Source organism: Pseudomonas sp. GW821-FHT03A09 (genome assembly GCF_059421065.1).
Genome location: NZ_JBWKUX010000005.1, coordinates 462,806 through 483,251 on the forward strand (window position 1 = coordinate 462,806; position 20,446 = coordinate 483,251).

At 60.3% G+C, this 20,446-nt stretch carries 19 protein-coding genes; 9 read left to right on the forward strand and 10 right to left on the reverse strand.

The window, feature by feature from the left end; translation table 11 throughout:
• Positions 1–10 precede the first annotated feature (10 nt).
• A complete protein-coding gene (locus AC07V4_RS12505; protein ID WP_492636076.1) occupies positions 11–928 on the reverse strand; it encodes a LysR family transcriptional regulator in 918 nt (305 codons plus the stop codon).
• 77 nt (positions 929–1,005) lie between these two features.
• On the opposite strand from AC07V4_RS12505, the gene AC07V4_RS12510 reads away from it, so the two are divergent.
• On the forward strand, positions 1,006–1,494 hold the full coding sequence (locus AC07V4_RS12510) for a DMT family transporter (RefSeq protein WP_492636075.1): 489 nt from the start codon (positions 1,006–1,008) through the stop codon (positions 1,492–1,494).
• Here the strand turns inward: AC07V4_RS12510 and AC07V4_RS12515 are convergent, their stop codons facing one another.
• The 5 genes from AC07V4_RS12515 to AC07V4_RS12535 all read right to left on the reverse strand — a co-directional run bounded on the left by AC07V4_RS12515 (position 1,495) and on the right by AC07V4_RS12535 (position 6,717).
• Complete coding sequence (locus AC07V4_RS12515) at positions 1,495–2,826, reverse strand: MFS transporter (protein WP_492636074.1); 1,332 nt, start codon at positions 2,824–2,826, stop codon at positions 1,495–1,497.
• 59 nt (positions 2,827–2,885) lie between these two features.
• Entirely contained in the window at positions 2,886–3,827 is a 942-nt protein-coding gene (locus AC07V4_RS12520; RefSeq protein ID WP_492636073.1) for a hydroxymethylglutaryl-CoA lyase, read from the reverse strand.
• The gene (locus AC07V4_RS12525) at positions 3,824–5,017 is read right to left on the reverse strand and encodes a CaiB/BaiF CoA transferase family protein (protein ID WP_492636072.1); all 1,194 of its coding nucleotides are present in this window, start codon (positions 5,015–5,017) and stop codon (positions 3,824–3,826) included. Before AC07V4_RS12525 ends, AC07V4_RS12520 begins: the two co-directional genes overlap by 4 nt.
• Positions 5,018–5,128: 111 nt before the next feature.
• Positions 5,129–6,043 (reverse strand): LysR family transcriptional regulator, encoded by a 915-nt coding sequence (locus AC07V4_RS12530; protein WP_492636071.1) that lies wholly within the window; start codon positions 6,041–6,043, stop codon positions 5,129–5,131.
• On the reverse strand, positions 6,043–6,717 hold the full coding sequence (locus tag AC07V4_RS12535; RefSeq protein ID WP_492636070.1) for an NAD(P)H-binding protein: 675 nt from the start codon (positions 6,715–6,717) through the stop codon (positions 6,043–6,045). The genes AC07V4_RS12530 and AC07V4_RS12535 overlap by 1 nt, the downstream gene beginning before the upstream one ends.
• 94 nt (positions 6,718–6,811) lie before the next feature.
• Here AC07V4_RS12535 and AC07V4_RS12540 point away from each other — a divergent pair, with 94 nt between their 5' ends.
• A complete protein-coding gene (locus AC07V4_RS12540; protein WP_492636069.1) occupies positions 6,812–7,999 on the forward strand; it encodes an MFS transporter in 1,188 nt (395 codons plus the stop codon).
• Here the strand turns inward: AC07V4_RS12540 and yiaY are convergent.
• A complete protein-coding gene (gene yiaY, locus AC07V4_RS12545; RefSeq protein ID WP_492636068.1) occupies positions 7,966–9,114 on the reverse strand; it encodes an L-threonine dehydrogenase in 1,149 nt (382 codons plus the stop codon). The genes AC07V4_RS12540 and yiaY overlap by 34 nt on opposite strands.
• A gap of 123 nt (positions 9,115–9,237) precedes the next feature.
• Between yiaY and AC07V4_RS12550 the strand changes: the two genes are divergently transcribed.
• Entirely contained in the window at positions 9,238–10,254 is a 1,017-nt protein-coding gene (locus AC07V4_RS12550; protein ID WP_492636067.1) for a DUF4917 family protein, read from the forward strand.
• A gap of 80 nt (positions 10,255–10,334) precedes the next feature.
• Here the strand turns inward: AC07V4_RS12550 and AC07V4_RS12555 are convergent, their stop codons facing one another.
• Positions 10,335–10,862 (reverse strand): helix-turn-helix domain-containing protein, encoded by a 528-nt coding sequence (locus tag AC07V4_RS12555; RefSeq protein WP_492636066.1) that lies wholly within the window; start codon positions 10,860–10,862, stop codon positions 10,335–10,337.
• Between the two features lie 105 nt (positions 10,863–10,967).
• On the opposite strand from AC07V4_RS12555, the gene AC07V4_RS12560 reads away from it, so the two are divergent.
• The 6 genes from AC07V4_RS12560 (at position 10,968) to AC07V4_RS12585 (ending at position 18,182) form a co-directional block, all read left to right on the forward strand.
• Positions 10,968–11,750 carry an aldolase gene (locus tag AC07V4_RS12560; protein ID WP_431752562.1) on the forward strand — a complete coding sequence of 261 codons (783 nt, stop codon included), beginning with the start codon at positions 10,968–10,970 and terminating at the stop codon, positions 11,748–11,750.
• 29 nt (positions 11,751–11,779) lie between these two features.
• Positions 11,780–12,652, forward strand: coding sequence for a dihydrodipicolinate synthase family protein (locus AC07V4_RS12565; RefSeq protein ID WP_492636065.1), 873 nt, complete (start codon positions 11,780–11,782; stop codon positions 12,650–12,652).
• Between the two features lie 213 nt (positions 12,653–12,865).
• Positions 12,866–13,405, forward strand: a complete 540-nt coding sequence (locus tag AC07V4_RS12570) for an RNA polymerase sigma factor (RefSeq protein WP_492636064.1) — start codon at positions 12,866–12,868, stop codon at positions 13,403–13,405.
• Positions 13,402–14,370, forward strand: coding sequence for a FecR family protein (locus tag AC07V4_RS12575; RefSeq protein ID WP_492636063.1), 969 nt, complete (start codon positions 13,402–13,404; stop codon positions 14,368–14,370). The genes AC07V4_RS12570 and AC07V4_RS12575 overlap by 4 nt, the downstream gene beginning before the upstream one ends.
• 128 nt (positions 14,371–14,498) lie before the next feature.
• On the forward strand, positions 14,499–17,057 hold the full coding sequence (locus AC07V4_RS12580; protein ID WP_492636062.1) for a TonB-dependent receptor: 2,559 nt from the start codon (positions 14,499–14,501) through the stop codon (positions 17,055–17,057).
• Between the two features lie 225 nt (positions 17,058–17,282).
• On the forward strand, positions 17,283–18,182 hold the full coding sequence (locus AC07V4_RS12585) for a DMT family transporter (RefSeq protein ID WP_492636061.1): 900 nt from the start codon (positions 17,283–17,285) through the stop codon (positions 18,180–18,182).
• Between the two features lie 41 nt (positions 18,183–18,223).
• Here AC07V4_RS12585 and AC07V4_RS12590 read toward each other — a convergent pair whose 3' ends face one another.
• A complete protein-coding gene (locus tag AC07V4_RS12590) occupies positions 18,224–19,441 on the reverse strand; it encodes a class I SAM-dependent methyltransferase (RefSeq protein WP_492636060.1) in 1,218 nt (405 codons plus the stop codon).
• A 226-nt stretch (positions 19,442–19,667) separates the two neighbouring features.
• On the reverse strand, positions 19,668–20,446 hold a 779-nt coding region (locus AC07V4_RS12595; protein ID WP_492636059.1), incomplete at its 5' end, for a transposase.

Genomic DNA, 20,446 nt, shown 5'->3' on the forward strand with positions numbered 1-20,446 from the left:
GTTTTTCCTGTTATCGATGTCCTTCGGACAATACATCCTGCACCTGCCCAACTAACCACTGCAATCCCGAATCCCCACCTCGTCGCGCATGCCACGCCAGCTCAAAAGCAAACGAGGGAATATGGAACGGCGGCGGTACGGTCAGCAAATGCTGATGATCGATGTTCAGCACGCCTCGGGACGAGACCGTCAGAATCAAATCCGTGCCCTGGATCAACTGCGGTGCCACCCCCCAATGCGGCAGGCTGATTGCCACGTGCCGACGTTGGCGAATCGCCGTCAACGCCCGCTCGATTTCCGGCGTGCCGCTGCCGCGCATTTCCAGTAGCACATGGGGACGCGACAGGTAGGTTGGCAGGTCCAACGCGCCACCTTCCGACAGGCTGTTACGGTCCACCAGGCAGGTGTAATGCTCCTCGAACAAAGGCGTGGTGCGCAGCTCAGCAGGCATATCAGGGAATACGCCGGCAGCCAGGTCGATGTCACCGTTGAGCACGCCATCCACCATGCCTTCGCGGCTGGCCTGGATGATTTGCAGGTCGATGCCAGGGGCGCCATGGCGTAGGACACGCGCTAATTGCGGCAGGAAAATCGCCGCGCTGTAGTCCGACATTGCAACGCGAAACCGGCGCTTGGCGGATGCAGGGTCAAACCGATTCGGCGCCAGCAGCGCCTGCACCTGGGCCAACACTTCGGCCAACGGCGTCGCGAGCTCCAAGGCTCGAGCGGTCGGCACCAGGATGCCGCCCTGGCGCACCAGCAACGGGTCACTCAGCACATCGCGCAAGCGCGCCAGCGCATGGCTGACCGCCGGTTGACTCAGGTGCAGACGCTCAGCCGCACGGGTGACGTGTTGCTCGCTGAGCAAAGCGTCGAGGACCACCAGCAGGTTGAGGTCAATGCGCCTCAGCTCATTCATCAGCTGCATGCTCTACATAAGAACTTGGAATTTAAATTTGCGCGACGAATAGCCTAGAGTCCAGCAAAACCTCTGGGAGAATGAAGATGTCGACGTTGCACTGGGTAGGATTATTGGCACTGGCGGTAATCGCTGGCGCCGTGGTGCCGTTTCAGAGTGCGATCAACGCCAACCTGGGGCGCGGGCTCGGGCACCCGCTGTGGGCCACCCTCGCGTCGCTGCTGGTGAGCATCATCGTATTGCTGCCGGTGATCTTGGCGCTGCGCCTGCCGCTGCCGAGCCTGGCATTTGTCAGCAAGGCACCGCTGTGGGTGTGGGCCGGTGGGGCGTTTGGTGTGTGTTTTATTTCACTGGCCTTGATGCTGCTGCCCAAGTTGGGCGCCTCGGGGTTTATCGCGCTGGCCATGGCCGGGCAGATTCTCGCCTCGCTGCTGCTCGATCACTTCGGCCTGTTCGGCCTGGTGGAGCGCCCACTGACAACGCCCCGCATGCTGGGAGCACTGTTGTTGATTGGCGGGGTGGCGTTGATTCAGTTCAGCGCCACACCGGCCCGCGCACTGGCAGCCGCGAGCTGATCAGCTTTTGTCCAGCGTACGCAGCTTTTGCGGCAAGCCCCACAACAACAGCGCTGCGGCCAACAGCGCGCATACACCGATCACATACAGCGCCGGGGTGGTGCTGCCGGTGAGGTCTTTGATCCGTCCGACCATCACCGGGCTGACAATCCCGCCGAACTGGCCGAGGGTGTTGATCACCGCAATTCCACCGGCCGCACCGGCACCGGCTCCGGCCAGCAACTTGGGCGGCAGGGTCCAAAAGGTCGGGATCGAGGCAATGATGCCCGCACCCAACATGCCCAGGGAGACGATCAGAAAGGTGGTGTGATCGGCGAAGATCCCGGCGCTGAAAAAACCAACCGCCCCCAGCACGACCAAGCCACAGACGAACTTGCGGCGCTCGCCAGTGGCGTCCGACAATCGCCCGATCACCACCATACTGATCGCACCGCATACATAAGGAATCGCCGTGAGCAGGCCGATCATCACCGGGCTCTGGGTGCCGGCGCTGCGGATCAACTGCGGTGCCCAGAAGTTGAGACCGTAGGAAGCTACCTGGATCAAGAAGTAGATGAAGCCGAGCATCAAGAACCCTGGAATACGGATCGCCGACAGCAATGACCCACCATGCGGGTTCGGCTCATGCTTGGCAATGCGGCTGGCCAGCAGCGTCTTCTCCGACGGGGTGAGCCAATGGGCGTCTTCAATACGGTCCTTGAGCATCGTCAGCACCATGAAGCCCAGGCCGATGCAGGGCAAGCCGCCGAGCAAAAACAGCCAGTGCCAGCCACGCATTTGCAGGACGCCATCAAGGTGCTCCAACACCAGGCCAGAGAACGGCGCGCCGACCAACCCAGCGAAGGCCGACGCCAGGAACAGCATCGACGTGATACGGCCACGGAAGTGCTGCAGGAACCACAACGTCAGGTAATACAGCACGCCAGGCGCGAACCCTGCTTCCATCGCGCCGATCAAAAATCGCAGCACATAGAACTGCCACTCGGCAGTGACGAACACCATCGCCGCCGTCGCCAAACCCCATGACATCATGATCCGCGCAATCCAGCGACGGGCACCGACCTTGTACAGCATCATGTTGCTCGGCACTTCGAAGATCACATAACCCACCACGAACAACCCGGCTCCCAGGCCATAGGCGGTGTCGCTCAGGCTCAGGTCGGCTTGCAACTGGAATTTGGCGAAGCTGATGTTGATACGATCAAAAAACGCGAACAGGTAACACACCATGATCAGCGGCATCAGGCGCCAGGCGACCTTGCTGACCAGTTCCTTTTCGGCATCGATTTCAGCGGCCAGGCGCGCGCCAGCCTCCAGCGTTTGGGTGCTCATGGTTTCTCTCCAGCGGACGGCTCACAGGCGTCCGATTGTTTTTGTTGTCTGGTGCGGCGTTACAGCGTGGTGATGTAAGCCGGTGGTGGGTGCAGGTCGCAATTACGCCCAGCCTTGGCCACCTGGCCAGGCAATTCATGGCCGAGCAGCGACGGCAGGCGGCGTGACATATCCAACAGATGTGGTAGGTCGATGCCGGTACGAATGCCGACCTCTTCACACAGATTGACCAGGTCTTCGGTGCAGATATTGCCCGACGCTCCCGGAGCAAATGGACAGCCGCCGAGACCACCCAGGGCGGCGTCAAAACGCCGGGCACCGGCCTCGTAGGCCGCCAGCACATTGCACAAACCCAGGCCACGGGTGTTGTGGAAATGCAGCGTCAGGTCGCTGGCGGGGACTTGCTTCAAGACACGTTTGACCAGGCGTTCTACTTGGCGCGGGTTGGCCATGCCCGTGGTGTCGGCGAGGCTGATGCCCTGGATGCCGAGTGCTTGATAAGCGTCGACCATTTCCAGTACGCGGTCTTCATCGATCTTGCCTTCGAATGGGCAGCCAAAAGTAGTGGCGATGCTGCCGTTGAGGCGTATCGGGTGGTCGGCAGCGAAACTCACAATATCGGCAAACGCGGCCAACGACGCCTCACACCGCATGCGCATGTTCGCCAGGTTGTGGGTCTGGCTGGCGGACATCACCAGGTTCAATTCGTCAGCACGGGACTCGATGGCGCGCTGGGCGCCCTTGAGATTGGGGATCAGCGCGACGTAGATAACTCCGGCTCTGCGTGCAATGCCTTGGAACACCTGCTCACCATCGCGCAACGCAGGAATGGCTTTGGGCGACACGAATGAACCGGCTTCGATCCGTGAAAAGCCGGCCAGGGAAAGCTGGTCGATCAGTGCGATTTTGTCGGCCGTTTCCACCCAGGTCGGCTCGATTTGCAGGCCGTCGCGCGGGGACACTTCCTGCACGATCAGTCGATCTGAATAGTCAGTGATCATTGCACCACTCCCGAGGTTTTCAGACGTTGGATATCGGCAATCGTCAGGCCCAGGTTGCCGAGGATGTCGTCTGTATGTTGGCCCAGGGTCGGACCTTGCCAGTTCACCGCACCGGGGGTTTCGGAAAGCTTGGGCACGATGCCGGGCATCTTCACCGACACACCGCCAGGCAATTCGGCATTGAGCAGCATGTCGCGCGCCTGGTAATGCGGGTCGCTGATGATATCGGCCACCGAGTAGATGCGCCCGGCCGGCACTTCGGCGGCTTCCAGGGCACTGAGCACCTGCTCGATCGGCAGGCTGCTGGTCCAGTGGGTGATCGCGGCATCCAGCAAGCCGCTTTTCGCCGCGCGGCCATCGTTGTGGGCAAACTCCGGCGCGTCGGCCAGATCAGCGCGGCCAATGGTGGTCATCAGCCGCTTGTAGATCGGGTCGCTGTTGCCGGCAATCACCACATAGGCACCGTCAGCCGTGAGGTAAGTGTTGGACGGTGCGATGCCGGGCAAGGCGCCACCGCTGCGTTCACGCACATGGCCAAGCATGTCGTATTCGGGCACCAGGCTTTCCATCAGGTTGAACACACTTTCGGCCAGGGACACATCGACGATCTGGCCATCACCCTGTCCGGTCTTGACCCGCAACAGCGACATCAGCGCGCCGATCACGCCGTGCAACGATGCCAGGGAATCCCCCAGGCTCACGCCCACCCGTGCCGGTGGCGAGTCCGGGTTGCCGGTGGTGTAGCGGATGCCGCCCATGGCCTCGCCGATGGCGCCGAAACCCGGGCGGTCGCGGTACGGGCCGGTCTGGCCATAGCCGGAGATGCGCACCAGGGTCAGCTTGGGGTTGAGGGCGTGCAATACATCCCAACCCAGGCCGAGTTTTTCCAGGCCGCCGGGGCGCAGATTTTCGATGAGCACATCGGCGTCGCCGAGCAGTTGTTTGATCAGGCTCAAGCCTTCTACGGACTTGAGGTCCAACGCCAACGACTTCTTATTGCGCGATTGCAGGTACCACCATAGCGAGGTGCCTTCATGCAGCTTTCGCCATTTGCGAAGCGGGTCGCCCTGCCCCATGGCTTCGATCTTGATCACCTCGGCACCAAACTCGGCCATCAACCGCGCGGCAAACGGCGCGGCAATCAGGGTGCCGATCTCGATCACCTTGATACCGCTCAGGGGAGCCGTCATGGGGTGTACCTCTTGTTCTTGGAATGTGCGGCCAAGGCTAGAGGACAGACTCAGGGGAAATCCAACCGTCAGTTGGCAAGGAGCGTTCGCAAAACGCGAACGAAACGGGAATTATCTGTAGGAACTGCCTCGCAGATACTCGAACAACAAACGACTCACCGGCGACAACTGCGCTTCATCCCGCACCACCAGAATCAAGCTGCGATCCGACCAGGCATCGGTCAATGGCACCGCATGCAAACCCAGTGCGCGCCCGAATAATTCGTACGCCTTCAGTGGCAGGATGCCGATGCCCATGTTCGCCTGGACCATCCGGCACATCGCATCAAACCCCGGCACATGAATCCGCAGGCGCAGCATCTTGCCCGCCTCCCTTGCAGCGGCGTGGGTGCGCATATTGATCGAGCTGGCGGAATGCAGGCCAACGTAATCGCTGCCCAGGGTTTCGGCGAAGGCCAGGGTTTCACGGGCTGCCAACGGATGATCCGCCGGCATCAGCACCACCAGCTTGTCGAGACGATAGGTCACGCTGGGCAGGCCCTTGGTGTCGGTATCGCTGGAGCAGATGCCCAGGTCCGCCACGCCATCCAGCACGCCCTGCACCACCCCGTTGCTAGGGCGTTCTTCAAGGTCGGTTTTGACTTCTGGATGCAACTCGGAAAAGTCCCGCAGATCTTCAGGAAGGAACTGAATGATCGCCGACAGGTTGGCCAGCATCCGCACATAACCCCGCACACCGTGGCTGTGCTCTCCCAGTTCCAAACCCATTTTTTCCACGTTGAACAACATTTGCCGCGCATGGTGCAGCAACGTCTCACCCGCAGCCGTCAGGTCCATGCCCTTGGCCCGACGCACGAACAGGCTCACGCCCAGCACCTGCTCCAATTCCATCAAGCGCTTGCTGGCCGCCGACACAGCAATGGCTTCCCGGGCGGCAGCGCGGGTCAACGTCCCCTCTTCAAACACCGCGACGAACAATTGCAGGGTGATCAAGTCCAGGCGACGAACCAGGCTCTTGTGCAACATCAGTGACGCTCAGTGGCCAGGCGGTTAATGTCGGCCTGCTCCACCACGGCATGTGGCGCGCCATGACGCACCGCTGCGAGCATCGCCTGGCCGACCGTTTCGGTACTCACCACCCAGCTGGGTTTGACCCGGCGAAAGAACGACAGCAAAGGGCCAAGCATGGTGTAGAAGGATTGATACAGCGGCGTTTTCGAACGCACGCCATACAATGGCTGGATCACCCCCGGCCGGAACAGGTACACCGCCTTGAACGGCAAACGCAGCAAGGCATTTTCAGTCTTCCCCTTGACCCGCGCCCACATCGACTTGCCCGCCTCGGAGCTGTCCGTACCGGCACCGGAGACATAGATAAACGTCATCTGCGGGTTGAGCCGCGCCAGCGTGCTCGCGGCGACCAGCGTCAGGTCATACGTGAGATGGGTGTACTTGGTTTCATTCATCCCTGCCGACGAGACGCCGAGGCAAAAGAAACACGCATCAAAGCCTTGCAACAGGTTTTCCAGCGGTTGGAAATCCAACATATCGCTGTGCAACACCTGGTGCAGCTTGTCGTGTTCCTGAGTCAACGGCGTACGACCCACGGCGACAACTTCCTGAACGTCAGGCGCCAGCAGACACTCGCGCAGCACGCCTTGGCCGACCATGCCGGTGGCGCCGAATAGCAGAACTCTCATGGGTTGCTTCCTTGGTTACAAACGCTAAGCCGCACGTTAGAGACAAACACACTATCAGCTTGTAGCTTACCGCTGAAAAAGGATAAGTCCGCCCGTGAAAAATACCACCACTCTCGCTCTCGCGTGCTGTGCCGCATTCCTCGGTCAAGTCGGCATCAGCAGCTACCTGCCCGCCGTCCCCGCCATCGCCCAGTCCCTGCCTGCGTCTGAAGATCAGGTGGCGCTGGCCCTGGCGGTATATCTGATTGGCATGGCATTGCCCATGCTGCTGTGGGGCAGCCTGGGGGAACGCTTCGGCAGAAAGCCAGTACTACTCGCCGCGTTGGTGGTGTATGGGCTGGCAAGTGCGGCGATACCTTCGGCATTCAATATCGAATCGTTTCTGGCGTTACGCCTGGTCCAAGGCCTGGGTGCGGGCGGAGTGTCCGTGATGGCACGGGTGTTGGTACGGGACAGTTTCAGCGGAGCCTTATTGGCCAAGGGGTTGTCGTGGCTGGGGATGACCTTCGTCGTCGCCTTGGGCATCGGGCAGTTTGCGGGTTCCCTGTTGCAGGTGGCGTTTGGTTGGCAAGCAATTTTCTACGGGCTGGCAATCGGCGCCTCCGCCTTGATAATCGTGTTATTGCGGGTTGAGTTTCCTACTGTATTAAAAACCGATTCGTCAGCCTCGGCCTGGCGCATCTACAGCACGATTGTGCGTCATCCACCTTTTCTGTACGCAGCGCTGGCCGGTGGGTTGGGTTATGGCGTGATCATCGCGTTCAATACCTGCGCCCCACTGATTCTGCAGGGCCATTTCGAGTGGAGCCCGGCGCAGTATGGCTGGCTGGGTTGGCCGATCAGCGCGGCCTATCTGGCAGGCGCATTGATGGTCAACCGCTTCGTTGCGCACACAGGAAGGCTGACGATGATGGGCTGGGGCGTGGCCTTGGTAGTGCTGGGCACGGCGGTGATGCTGTTCGGCAGTGTGTTTGCCACGACATTGGCCGTATTGTTGTGGCTGCCGTATTGCCTGGCGGTTTTCGGGCAGTCGATGAGTTACCCCATCAGCCTGTCCCTAGCCAATGATGAGTCACCGGTCAGCGGTTCCTATGCCATGGCGTTGAGTGGTTTTATGCATCAACTGATGGCCGCATTGATCGGCGGTGCGGCTAGCCTGCTGGTGAGTCAGCAGGCGTGGCCGATGGCGCTGTTGTGCGTGGCGTTGGCAGGCGGCGCATTGGCGTGCGCCGTCCGGTGCCGAAGGGATCAGAACGCGCTGCGGAAAATCTCCTCAATCTGACGCTGATCGGCCCGTCGTGGGTTGGTCAGCCCGCAGGCGTCTTTCAATGCATTGGCGGCCAGCAGCGGAATGTCCTGCAACTTGGCGCCCAACTCGCGCAGGCCTGCCGGGATTTCCACGTCCTGAGCCAGGGTGCGGATGGCTGCGATTGCCGCCTGGGCGCCCTCTTCCGGCGAGTTGCCTTTGATGTCGGCGCCCAAGGCGCGTGCCACGTCACTCAAGCGTTTGGCACTGACACTCGCATTAAAGCTCTGCACATGGGGCAACAACACCGCATTGCACACGCCGTGAGGCAGGTCATACAAGCCGCCCAGTTGGTGCGCCATGGCATGCACGAATCCCAGGGATGCGTTGTTGAAGGCCATGCCGGCGAGGAACTGGGCATAGGCCATGTTTTCCCGTGCGGCCTTGTCGCTGCCGTCACCGACGGCCAGACGCAGGTTGGCGCTGATCAACTCGATGGCCTTGATCGCACAGGCATCGGTGATCGGGTTGGCGGCGGTGGATACGTAGGCTTCGATGGCGTGAGTCAAGGCGTCCATGCCGGTGGCGGCGGTGAGTCCCTTGGGCATGCCAACCATCAGCGCCGGATCGTTGACCGACAGCAGCGGCGTGACATTACGGTCGACGATGGCCATTTTCACGTGGCGGGTTTCGTCGGTGATGATGCAGAAGCGGGTCATCTCGCTGGCGGTGCCGGCGGTGGTGTTGATGGCCACCAGCGGCAGTTGCGGCTTGCTCGATTGGTCGACGCCTTCGTAATCACCGATATGCCCGCCGTTGGTGGCGCACAGGGCGATGCCCTTGGCACAGTCATGGGGCGAACCGCCGCCCAGGGACACCACGAAATCGCAGGCATTGGCCTCCAGCAGCGCCAGGCCTTTCTCGACGTTTTCCACATTGGGGTTGGGCTTGGCGCCGTCGTAGATCACCGAGTCGATGTCCTGCATCGCCAGTTTCTCGGCGATCATGCTCGCGACGCCCGCCTTGGCCAGGCCGGCGTCGGTGACGATCAGCGCCTTGCGAAAGCCGTAGTTGCGGATGGCAGTCATGGCTTCGTCGAGACAGTCGATGCCCATGATGTTGACGGCGGGAATGAAGAAAGTACTGCTCATGGCGAATCCTCAGAGGCGTTATGCCTACAGAATCAACCTCAGTGGCCTGCGGCATCTTGATCAGGATCAACGCCGGCTCGTGATAAAGTCACGCACCCGCCGATTTTGAGTAGACCCGCCGCAATGAAGGATTTCCAGGATATTGACGCCCACCTCGAAGACTGGAGCGCGTTGCGCAGCGCCATCGACTTCAGCGCGATTCTGATCGGTAACGGCGCCAGCCGCACGATCTGGGAAGACTTCGCCTACGACTCGCTGTTCGAAAACGCCCGTACGGTCGAAGAAAAACCCTTGAGCCAATCCGAACTCAGCGTGTTCGATGCCCTGCAAACCCGCAGTTTCGAGCAGACCCTGGGCGCGCTGAAAACCACCAGCCGGGTCAACAAGGCCCTGGCCGTCAGCTCGGCGGCGCCGCGTAATCGCTATTACGCGATCAAGGAAGCGCTGATCAACACCATCCACGCCGTGCACATCCCATGGCGCCTGGTGCAGCCATCGACGCTGGCGACGATCAACACAGAGTTGGCCAGCTACCCTACCGTATTCACCAGCAACTACGACCTGCTCAACTATTGGGCGATCCTGCACACGCCGGGCATCGATGATCTGTTCCGCAGTGCCGACGCCAGCTTCGACCTGCGCAACACCCACACCGCCGCCACGCGCATCCTCTATCTGCACGGTGGCCTGCACCTGGTGCGCAACCTCGATGGCACGGCGCGCAAGCTGGCCTCCACCGACAGCACCTTGCTCAGCAGTTTCGCGATCAACAACACGATCAAGACCCTCGACGACGTGCCGTTGTTCGTCAACGAAGGAAAGGTAGAAGAGAAGCTCAAGACCATCCGCAGTTCAGACTATCTGTCGTTCTGCTATGAGCAGTTGCTCAGCCATGAAGGGGCGCTGTGCATCTTCGGGCATGAGCTGGGGCCGCAGGATAAACACCTGGTGGATGCGATTCGCCAGGCGAAGCTCACGACGCTGGCGATCTCGGTATCGGGCCGCAGTGACGGGTTTATCCGCCAGCAGAAGCGCCGGTATTCGGAGTTGTTCGAGGGCACGGGAGTGGCGCTGAAGTTCTTCGCGGCGCGTACGCACCCGTTGGGCAACCCAACACTGTCCGTCCCAGTCGAACGCTGATATCCAGAACAAAGGCGATCCACTGTGGGAGGGGGCTTGCTCCCTCCCACAGTGGAGTGCATTTCAAGTCACCGTCGTTGTCACTCTTCGGTGCTGTGAACAACGACCAACAACTGCGCCTGCACATCGCCTACCGAGCGCAACCGATGGGGCTTCTGTGCATTGAAGTGCAGCGCATCGCCCCGTTCCAGAATCACCCGCTCGTTCATGAAGTCCACTTCCACCTGACCTTCATGCACGAACAGAAACTCTTCCCCCAGGTGCTCCTTGAAGGTCTTGTCGGTGAACTCCGTCGGCGGGTAGATGATGAACGGCAGCAAACTGCGCTCGCTGACCTGATGGGCCAGCACCGCATATCCCGGCGAAGTGTCTGGTCGCTCGTGGCTGCGCACCAGGCTGTAGCTGTCGAGGCTCACGTTGTCTTCGCTGAACAACTCTTCGACCTTCACGTTCAACGCCTTGGCCAGTTTCAGCGCGGCCGCGATGGACGGTGTATTCAGCCCACGCTCGACCTTGGACAGGTAACTCTTGGTCATCCCGGATTTTTCAGCCAGGGCCTCAAGGGTTACGCCAAGTTTTTTTCTCAATAATTTCAAACGGATAGACATGTGCTGCGGTTAATCCATGCAGAAAGCGATGAGCTATGCTTGCCAATGACACAAAGTGTCATATAGCATCGTTAGTGTCATTTGCAGCCACCGAGGGCACCCGATATGGCCAAGACATTAGCACTCCCCAAAGACCAACTGGTCAAGCAAGCGCTGATCCAGATGCAAAACACCCTGGCGGATAATACGTGGACCGACCGGCAAAAGCTGGCGCTCACTTGCCGCATCCTATTCGAGCACGGTCACGACTCCGGGCTGGCCGGGCAGATCACCGCACGCGGCCCCACGCCCGGCACCTATTACACTCAACAACTGGGCCTGGGCTTTGATGAGATCACGGCCAGCAATTTGCTGCTGGTCAACGAAGACCTTGAAGTGTTGGAAGGTCATGGCATCCCCAATCCGGCCAACCGTTTTCACACGTGGGTGTACCGTGGACGGCCGGATGTGAACTGCATCATCCACACTCACCCGACGCACATCGCCGCGCTGTCGATGCTGGAGGTGCCGTTGCAGGTGTCCCATATGGACCTGTGCCCGCTGTACGAAGACTGCGCGTTTCTGGAAGCCTGGCCGGGCGTGCCGGTGGGCAATGAAGAAGGGGAAATCATCACCTCGGCGCTGGGCGACAAACGCGCGATTCTGCTCTCGCACCACGGCCAACTCTCTACCGGGGCGAGCATCGAGGAAGCCTGCGTGATCGCACAGTTGATCGAGCGGGCGGCCAAGTTGCAGTTGCTGGCGATGTCGGCCGGCACGATCAAACCGATCCTGCCGGAGCTTGGTCGCGAGGCCCATGACTGGATCTCCAAGCCCAAGCGCCATGGCGCCGCCTTCAACTACTACGCCCGGCAGAACCTGCGTCAACACGCCGATTGCCTGAACTGATTGCCCTTTTTTCGAGCGGAGACTTTCCCATGTCCACCCCAACTATCCACGGCATCATCGGCTACACCATCACCCCGTTCAGCGCCGACGGCCAACGCATTGACCTCGACGCTCTGGGCCGTTCCATCGACCGTTTGATCGACAGCGGCGTGCACGCCATCGCCCCCTTGGGCAGCACCGGCGAAGGCGCCTACTTGAGCGATGCCGAGTGGGACGAAGTCAGCGCCTACAGCCTGGCAAAAATTGCCAGGCGTGTGCCGACCGTCGTCAGCGTGTCCGACCTGACCACCGCCAAAGCCGTACGCCGCGCCCGTTACGCCGAGGCCAATGGCGCCGATGTGGTGATGGTGCTGCCGGCCTCGTATTGGAAACTCAGCGAGGCGGAGATCCTCGCCCACTACGCCGCGATCGGCGACAGCGTCGGCGTGCCGATCATGCTCTATAACAACCCGGCCACCAGCGGCACGGACATGTCGGTGGACTTGATCCTGCGTATCGTCAAGCAGGTGGCCAACGTGACCATGGTCAAGGAAAGCACCGGCGATATTCAGCGCATGCACCAGTTACGCCGCCACAGCGACGTGCCGTTCTACAACGGCTGCAACCCGCTGGCCCTGGAGGCCTTCGCCGCAGGAGCCAAGGGCTGGTGCACGGCAGCGCCCAACTTGATCCCACAGCTGAACCTGGATTTGTATAACGCGGTATTGGCCAATGACCTGTCCCTGGCGCGGGAGCTGTTCTATCGCCAGTTGCCGCTGCTGGAATTCATCCTCAAAGGTGGGTTGCCGGCGACGATCAAGGCCGGGTTGCGTTTGACCGGGTTGGAAGTGGGTGATCCGCGGTTGCCGGTGTTCCCATTAAGTGACGCCGGCATCGAACAGCTGAAAACACTCCTGCGTTAATGCCGTAGTCCCTGTGGGAGCTGGCTTGCCTGCGATAGCAACACCTCGGTCTTTCAGTTGAACCGAGACGATGCCATCGCGGGCAAGCCCGGCTCCCACAGGCGTTAGCTCCCACATTTTGGTCGAGTAGATTTCTTAAATAGAGACAAATGACAATAGTTCTCGATATCATTCGCGACTTTTCTAAGTCGTGCTTCGTCAAGAAGGGTATCCATGTCTCGTCCCAAGCCCGACCCGTTGTCGGCCGATGTCTTTCGCGGGTTTTATGCAGATATCCTGCATTTCCTGCGCAAACGCACGGACAACGCCAGCGACGCCGCGGACATGACCCAGGATGTCTTCACCCAATGGCTGGACTACCGCGACCGCGCCAAGGTCGAGCAGCCACGGGCGTTTCTGTTCCAGATGGCGCGCAATCTGCTGCGTGATCACTGGCGCAAACAGAAGGTACGGCACACCGCCCACGCAGGACCGAGCGACATGGACGCCGAGCCGGTCACCGACGAGCAAAACGACCCCATGGCCGCCGCACTTCGCCTGCAACGCCTGGAACAGTTGAAAGAAGTCCTCGCCGAACTCTCGCCCCGCAGGCGAGAAGCCCTTATGCTGCACCGCTTCGAAGGCTTGAGCCAGGCGCAGATCGCCGAGCGCATGGGCATTTCGACCAGCATGGTGGAAAAGCACATCGCTTTTGCCCTGCTGCATTGCAAGCGACGCCTTCAACACGCACCCGGCACGGAGCAGCCAGAATGAACCGCCTGAGCGACAACGACGCCCTGGACATCGAAACGAGCGACTCGATCGATGCCCAAGCCGCCAGTTGGTTTGCGCGCAACCGCAGCGAGTCGGGGCGAGCCGACCGCAAGGCCTTTGCCGCCTGGCAAGCGGAGCCGGCCCACGCCCGCGCCTATGCCGAGTTCGAGCAATTGTGGGCCGACCTCGCCCAATTGCAGCAACACAACAAGCCCGTTCCACTGCCCAAACGCAAACCCTCAGCGTGGCGCCCTGCCCTGGCCGTGGCCGCTGCCTTGGTCTGCGCCTTGATGACCAGTCATATCGGCGCGCCCCGCGAGCTTTACCACAGCCAAATCGCCGCCCACGCCAAAGGCATGCGCACCCTGCACCTACCCGACGGCAGCACCTTGTATGTGAATGCCAACACACGCCTGCGCGTGGATTTCACGGCCCGCCAGCGCATCCTGCACTTGGAAAAAGGTCAGCTGTACATCGAAGTCGCCGCCGATAAAGAACGGCCGCTGTACGTGCAAGCCGGCGAGGCAAATGTACGGGTGGTCGGCACCGGTTTTGACATACGCCGCAGCCAGCAGCAACTGGTGGTCAGCGTCGCCCATGGCCAAGTGGCCTTCGAGCCGGATGCAAAAAGCCCGGTGGCCCTGCTCGGCGCCCAGCAACGCGCCATCTACAGCTACGCCAAAGGCTCCGTGCAGCAGCAAACCCTCACCGCTGAAGAGGTGGCCGACTGGCGCAGCGGGCACCTGTCCTTTCGCAATCGCGAGTTGGCCAGCCTGATCGATGAACTGAGCCTCTACCGCCCTCAGGCCCCGTTGCAGGTCAGTCGTGCCGTGGCGCAGTTGAAGGTTTCGGGCAATCTGGATGTGAATGACCCGGACGCCCTGCTCAATGCTTTGCCTGCCCTGCTGCCGGTAAAAACCGTGGCCTCGGCCGATGGCATCGTCAGAATCGAACCGCGTAAGTAGGGCCGCAGAATTCACACTTGAGAATATTTTGCATTTGCATGTGTGGATTTTTTTGCCTGTCCCGTCTTCCTCCCGACTGTGTTTGATAAGCACACCTTTTTGGCTATTTAGCCGCACCGGGGGATTTCATGTTTCGCGCGCCTTGCCACGCTTCGCACCTGTTTCTTCGACCGACCCTTATTGCCACCTGCCTGGCGTTCAGCCTCAGTGCCCAGGCCGAGTCGTTCAAGCTGCAACTGCCCGCCCAACCGCTGGCAACGTCCCTGAGCCAAGTGGCGCAGCAGGCGAAAATCCAGCTGTTGTTCGATGAAGCGCTGCTCAAGAATGTGCAGGCACCGGCGCTCAGCGGCGATTTCACTCCGGAAGTGGCGATTCGCAGCCTGCTGAAAAACGGCGAGTTCACCCTGATCAAGGTCGGTACTACCTACGTGGTGCGTCCCGATGAAGGCAAGACCACAAACAGTGGTGCGATCCAACTGGACGCCCTCAGCGTGATCGGCACCGGTAACGAAGTCGACTCTAGCACCGTCAACCGCTCCACCCTGACCCAGGCCGATATCGACCGCTACCAGTCCAACAACATCCCCAGCCTGTTGCAGACGTTGCCCGGCGTCAGCCAGGGCGGCTCGCTCAAACCCGGGGGCCAAACCATCAACATCCGTGGTTTCGGCGATGCCGAAGACGTGCCGATGACCGTCGACGGTGCCACCAAGAGTGGCTTCGAGCGTTACCAGCAAGGCACGGTATTTATCGAGCCCGAGCTGATCAAAAGCATCGAGGTGGAGAAAGGTCCCAACTCGCCGTTCACCGGCAACGGCGGTTTTGGCGGTACGGTCAACATGACCACCAAGGATGCCCCCGACCTGCTCCAGGATGGCCGCAACAGCGGCGCCATGCTCAAATACGGTTACTCCAGCAACGACCACGAACAGGTCTACAGCAGCGCCGTATATGGCCGCACCGACGACGGTCGTTTCGACGCCCTGGCCTACCTCACCCAACGTGACGGCGGCGACATGAAAGTGGCCGCCAAACTGCCCAACGAGAACAACCAGTACCCGATCAACCCCCAGCGCCTGCCCAACTCGGCCCAGGACGTGGACGGCAAGTTGTTCAAGGTCAACGCGCACTTCACCGACGAGCACAGCGTAGGGTTGTCCTACTCGCGCTCCCACAGCAATCGTTGGACACCCTTCTCCGCCGCCAGCTACCCGACGCCACCGTCCCAGTTCAACATCGACCGCTACGGCTACGAAAACGCACTGAAACGTTTCTTAGCCCACCGTGACACTACCGACACCACCTGGTCGGGCAAGTATGAATACACGCCGCAGGACAACCCGCTGGTAGACCTGACCATCAAGTACTCCCAGTCCAACACCGACCAGACCGATGAGCGCGACGCCACCGCGTTTTTCCAGCTGGCCACCGGCGGACGCAAGATGGACACGTCCTACACCGACAAGAACCTCGACGTGCGCAACATCAGCCTGTTCGACACCGGGCCGTTGAAACACGCGCTGACAGTGGGTGGGCAGATCCGCAAGCACATTCGCGAAACCGAGATGTGGATGCCCGGCGCCACCTACAACACCGCACGCTACAACTACGGACATTTCCAACCGGGCTTCATGCCCCATGGCAAGGTCGATACCAACAGTTTCTTTGTGCAAGATGCAGTCACCGTCGGCGACCTGACCATCACCCCTTCGCTGCGCTACGACCATGTGCGCAACCGTGGCGAAGGCAACGATGCGCCGTACTACAACAACCCGGACCCGTCCTACGGACACGACTACAGCGATCGCACCTACACCGGCTGGTCGCCACGCCTGGCGCTGTTTTGGAACGTCAACCCACACTTGGGACTGTTCGCCAACTGGAGCAAGACCTGGCGCGCGCCAGTCATCGACGAGCAGTATGAAGTCCAAGGCCTGGGCAGCCGCACGGCCACCAGCGTCGACCTCGACCCGGAGCGCATCACCTCGATCAGCGTGGGCAGCGTGACCAGCTTCGACAACATCATCACCCAGGACGACAACCTGCAACTGCGTACCACGCTGTTCCACAACAAGGTCGAAGACGAAATCTTCAAGGCCACGGGCGTGGGTTGCCAGAACCAAGCCATCAACGGCGGTAGCATTTCCAGCGCCTGCCCACCGGGCGCGATGTCCAACTATCGCAACATCGGCGGCCTGACCATCAAGGGCTTTGAGCTGGAATCGTTCTACAACTCCACCTACCTGTTCGGCTCGGTGTCGTTCGCCTATGCCAAGGGTGACCACGAAGGCGCGTACACCAACCCGTGGGGCCCGGACGTGCCGGCACGTGATATTCCACCGACCAAATGGGTATTGGTATTGGGCACCAACATTCCGGCCTGGGATGCCCAGGTGGGTTGGATGGGCCAGTTCATCGGCGCGACCGATCGCCTGCCCAGCGACAAATACGCTGGCGGCCCTGGCAGCGGTCTCGGCGATTTGTTCTACGACCAGTACGGTAACAAGCGCTACAACACCCAGGGCCTGTTTGCCAAATGGAAACCGCAACAGGCTTACCTCAAAGGCACCGAGGTGAACTTCACCGTGGACAACCTGTTCAACAGCAACTTCCGCCCGGCCTTGAGCGGCGACCGCGCCTACACCAAAGGCCGCGATGCGAAGATCAGCATCACACGATTTTTCTAAGGCTCGCACGGGTCAGGGTGGGAGCTGGCTTGCCTGCGATGGGATCACCTCGGTTTCACTAACGAACCGAGGTGCCTGTATCGCAGGCAAGCCAGCTCCCACATTTGATCTTCAGTGTCTGGCGAAACTGTACGGATAAATCCACACGCAGCTGTAGGCCCATGATCGACGAGGGTTGTGGCTATATGAGCCTCCCTGGAAGCCCTCTTCATTTCGGATCCTCCCATGAGCTCGCGCGAAAATACCGGCATGGCCCTCGGCCTGTTGGGCGTCATCATCTTCAGCCTGACCCTGCCCTTCACCCGTATCGTGGTGCAGGAAATCCACCCGCTACTCAATGGCCTGGGCCGCGCCTTGTTTGCGGCGATCCCGGCGGCGGCACTGTTGCTGTGGCGTCGTGAGCGCTGGCCGACCTGGCGTCAGGTACGCGGTTTATGCCTGGTCATTGCCGGCGTGATCCTGGGTTTCCCGGTGCTGTCGGCCTGGGCCATGCAAACCTTGCCGGCGTCCCATGGCGCACTGGTCAATGGTCTGCAACCGCTGTGCGTCGCACTGTACGCGGCGTGGTTGTCCCATGAGCGGCCATCGAAAGCCTTCTGGGCCTGTGCGGCGCTGGGCAGCGCATTGGTACTGAGTTACGCATTGATCACCGGCGCCGGCAGTATTCAGGCGGGCGATCTGTTGATGCTCGGCGCGATTGCCGTAGGCGGCTTGGGTTATGCCGAAGGTGGCCGCTTGGCCAAGGAGATGGGTGGCTGGCAGGTGATCTGCTGGGCGCTGGTGCTGTCGACACCCGTATTGATCGGCCCGGTGTGGTACCTGGCGGCGCAACATCAAGGCGCGATTTCCATGCGCACCTGGTGGGCGTTCGGTTATGTGTCGCTGTTCTCGCAGTTCCTCGGGTTCTTCGCCTGGTACGCCGGGCTGGCCATGGGCGGTATAGCCCGGGTCAGCCAGATTCAGCTGTTGCAGATCTTCTTCACCATCGCGTTTTCGGCCATGTTCTTCGGTGAACAGATCGAGCCGGTTACCTGGCTGTTTGCCTGTGGCGTGATCGTCACGGTGATGCTCGGGCGCAAGACCGCTGTACACCCAGCCCCCGTTTCAAAGCCGAGCGCTGCTTAAAATGTGGGAGGGGGCTTGCTCCCTCCCACATTTACCCGGTGTCAGTTCAGGTAACCATCCGCACGCAGCAGGGTTTCCAGGCAGTGCTCGGTGATGTGGTAGAACGCCTTCAGTTCCTGGATTTTCTCCAGCAATTGCACGTTATCCAACGGCTCGGCGCGCTTGACCGCGAGGATCATCTTGTTCTTGTTGGTGTGTTCCAACGAGATGAACTCGAACACTTTGGTCTCGTAGCCACAGGCTTCAAGGAACAGTGCACGCAAGCTGTCGGTAACCATTTCTGCCTGCTGGCCAAGGTGCAGGCCGTATTGCAGCATCGGCTTCAATAGCACCGGGCTCTGGATCTGCAGGCGGATCTGCTTGTGGCAGCACGGCGAGCACATGATGATCGAGGCACCGGAGCGGATACCGGTGTGAATCGCGTAGTCGGTAGCGATATCGCAGGCATGCAGGGCGATCATCACGTCCAGCTCGCTGGGCGCCACGCTGCGTACATCCCCGCATTTGAACACCAGCCCCGGGTGTTCCAGGCGAGCGGCGGCACTGTTGCACAGGGTGACCATGTCCTCACGCAGCTCGACGCCGGTCACTTCACCCTCGGCCTTGAGGGTGTTGCGCAGGTAATCGTGGATAGCGAAGGTCAGGTAGCCCTTGCCCGAGCCGAAATCGGCGACGCGCACCGGCCGATCCAGCTTCAACGGTGACGAGGTCAACGCATGGCTGAACACTTCGATGAACTTGTTGATCTGCTTCCACTTGCGCGACATCGATGGGATCAGCGCCTGCTTGGCGTCGGTCACGCCCAGGTCAGCCAGGAACGGCCGGCTCAGGTCGAGGAAGCGATTTTTCTCGCGGTTGTGCTCGGCCGATGGCGCTTCGCGCAGCTGCTGCGGCTTGCTCTTGAACAGCGAGCTTTTGTTCTTCTTGCTGTATTCCAGCTGGGCTTCGTCGGTCAGCGACAGCAAGTGTGCGTTCTTGAACGAGGCCGGCAGCAACTCGGCAATCGCCGCCACGCCATCGGCCAGGGGCAAGTTCTTGGTGATGTCGCGGGTCTTGTAGCGGTAGACGAAGGACAGGCACGGCTGTTCCTTGACCGTTACCGGCTTGATGATCAGCCGCTGCAACTCGGCTTCTTCACCCACGTACTTGGCCAGCACCAGCTTGATGAATGCATGCTGCGCCAGGCTTGTGCTCAGCAGTTCAATGAACTGGGCGTGATGATCCGGCGCAGGGCGGGCAGGTTGAGCGGTGACGGACATGAACAAAAACGCCTCGGGCTGGGAATGCCGGGCATTTTAGGGGGGATGGACCGCCAGGGCACGGAGTTATTTGACCAGCGGTCCCCTGCCTGAACAACACAGATCCAAATGTGGGAGGGGGCTTGCCCCCGATAGCGGTCATTCAGCTAAGTATTCATTAGCTGATACTCCGCAATCGGGGTGTAGAACCGTAGACATCGTTTACATCTGAAACCGGGGACATCGTTTACACATTTGAGGCTTGGACGCGGGTCATACCTCGTCCAAGCCTCCCCAAGGGATAATCACACAGGTACAAATCCCAGACATCATCCTCAGCTTCTTTGAGCCCTATCCTTTCCCCGGATAGGGCCTCGCTGACAAATACCAACTTGCCGTTCCATTTGATCGATCCATCCTGCCTGACGCTTCGAACCCGCATTTCTGCCGGATACTCCACATCGGGTAAGCATCCTGGGTAAAGTCGGGTAGACGGCACATACACATCTCCCGGACGTTTCATACCAAGCGCTTCATGAGGGCGTACGTAATTGAACTCATGCTTGAAATGCTCCAGCAAAAGCTGCTGCTCAACCAAATTACTCCCTAGCGGTAGCTCAAGTTTCAGGCTGCGGTGCATTCGTTCGTGGCGACCATTCTGGGCGGGCCTTCCTGGCATGGTTCGCTCGGGATAAATACCTAAACGGATCCACCAAACGGCCAGCGTGGACATTCTTGCCAGACCAGGAGAAGCGAAGGGGACACCGTTGTCAGAGCGAATGACTTCCGGCATGCCGTACTCCTGAAAAAGCCGCTCAAAGGTTTGCTTTACAGGCTGGGTCTTGATTTTAGGATGGGCCCTGCAAGCCAGAATCAAACGGAATGCATGGTCTGTCACGGTCAGTGGGAAGCACAGCTGCGCGTTGAGCATCTTGAATTGCCCTTTGTAGTCAACACACCAGGTTCTGTTGGGGTCGTTGGCTTCTCGCATTTCAATATGAGAAGTGCCGTGCCGACGCTTGAATC

What these genes read in the sequence shown, in the direction of transcription:
- AC07V4_RS12575 (WP_492636063.1), top strand. Translation starts at nt 13,402, where the DNA reads ATGAACCGCCTGAGCGACAACGACGCCCTGGACATCGAAACGAGCGAC.
- AC07V4_RS12520 (WP_492636073.1), bottom strand. Translation starts at nt 3,827, where the DNA reads ATGATCACTGACTATTCAGATCGACTGATCGTGCAGGAAGTGTCCCCG.
- AC07V4_RS12535 (WP_492636070.1), bottom strand. Translation starts at nt 6,717, where the DNA reads ATGAGAGTTCTGCTATTCGGCGCCACCGGCATGGTCGGCCAAGGCGTG.
- AC07V4_RS12510 (WP_492636075.1), top strand. Translation starts at nt 1,006, where the DNA reads ATGTCGACGTTGCACTGGGTAGGATTATTGGCACTGGCGGTAATCGCT.
- AC07V4_RS12530 (WP_492636071.1), bottom strand. Translation starts at nt 6,043, where the DNA reads ATGTTGCACAAGAGCCTGGTTCGTCGCCTGGACTTGATCACCCTGCAA.
- AC07V4_RS12505 (WP_492636076.1), bottom strand. Translation starts at nt 928, where the DNA reads ATGCAGCTGATGAATGAGCTGAGGCGCATTGACCTCAACCTGCTGGTG.
- AC07V4_RS12590 (WP_492636060.1), bottom strand. Translation starts at nt 19,441, where the DNA reads ATGTCCGTCACCGCTCAACCTGCCCGCCCTGCGCCGGATCATCACGCC.
- AC07V4_RS12585 (WP_492636061.1), top strand. Translation starts at nt 17,283, where the DNA reads ATGAGCTCGCGCGAAAATACCGGCATGGCCCTCGGCCTGTTGGGCGTC.
- AC07V4_RS12550 (WP_492636067.1), top strand. Translation starts at nt 9,238, where the DNA reads ATGAAGGATTTCCAGGATATTGACGCCCACCTCGAAGACTGGAGCGCG.
- AC07V4_RS12560 (WP_431752562.1), top strand. Translation starts at nt 10,968, where the DNA reads ATGGCCAAGACATTAGCACTCCCCAAAGACCAACTGGTCAAGCAAGCG.
- yiaY (WP_492636068.1), bottom strand. Translation starts at nt 9,114, where the DNA reads ATGAGCAGTACTTTCTTCATTCCCGCCGTCAACATCATGGGCATCGAC.
- AC07V4_RS12515 (WP_492636074.1), bottom strand. Translation starts at nt 2,826, where the DNA reads ATGAGCACCCAAACGCTGGAGGCTGGCGCGCGCCTGGCCGCTGAAATC.
- AC07V4_RS12570 (WP_492636064.1), top strand. Translation starts at nt 12,866, where the DNA reads ATGTCTCGTCCCAAGCCCGACCCGTTGTCGGCCGATGTCTTTCGCGGG.
- AC07V4_RS12580 (WP_492636062.1), top strand. Translation starts at nt 14,499, where the DNA reads ATGTTTCGCGCGCCTTGCCACGCTTCGCACCTGTTTCTTCGACCGACC.
- AC07V4_RS12555 (WP_492636066.1), bottom strand. Translation starts at nt 10,862, where the DNA reads ATGTCTATCCGTTTGAAATTATTGAGAAAAAAACTTGGCGTAACCCTT.
- AC07V4_RS12525 (WP_492636072.1), bottom strand. Translation starts at nt 5,017, where the DNA reads ATGACGGCTCCCCTGAGCGGTATCAAGGTGATCGAGATCGGCACCCTG.
- AC07V4_RS12565 (WP_492636065.1), top strand. Translation starts at nt 11,780, where the DNA reads ATGTCCACCCCAACTATCCACGGCATCATCGGCTACACCATCACCCCG.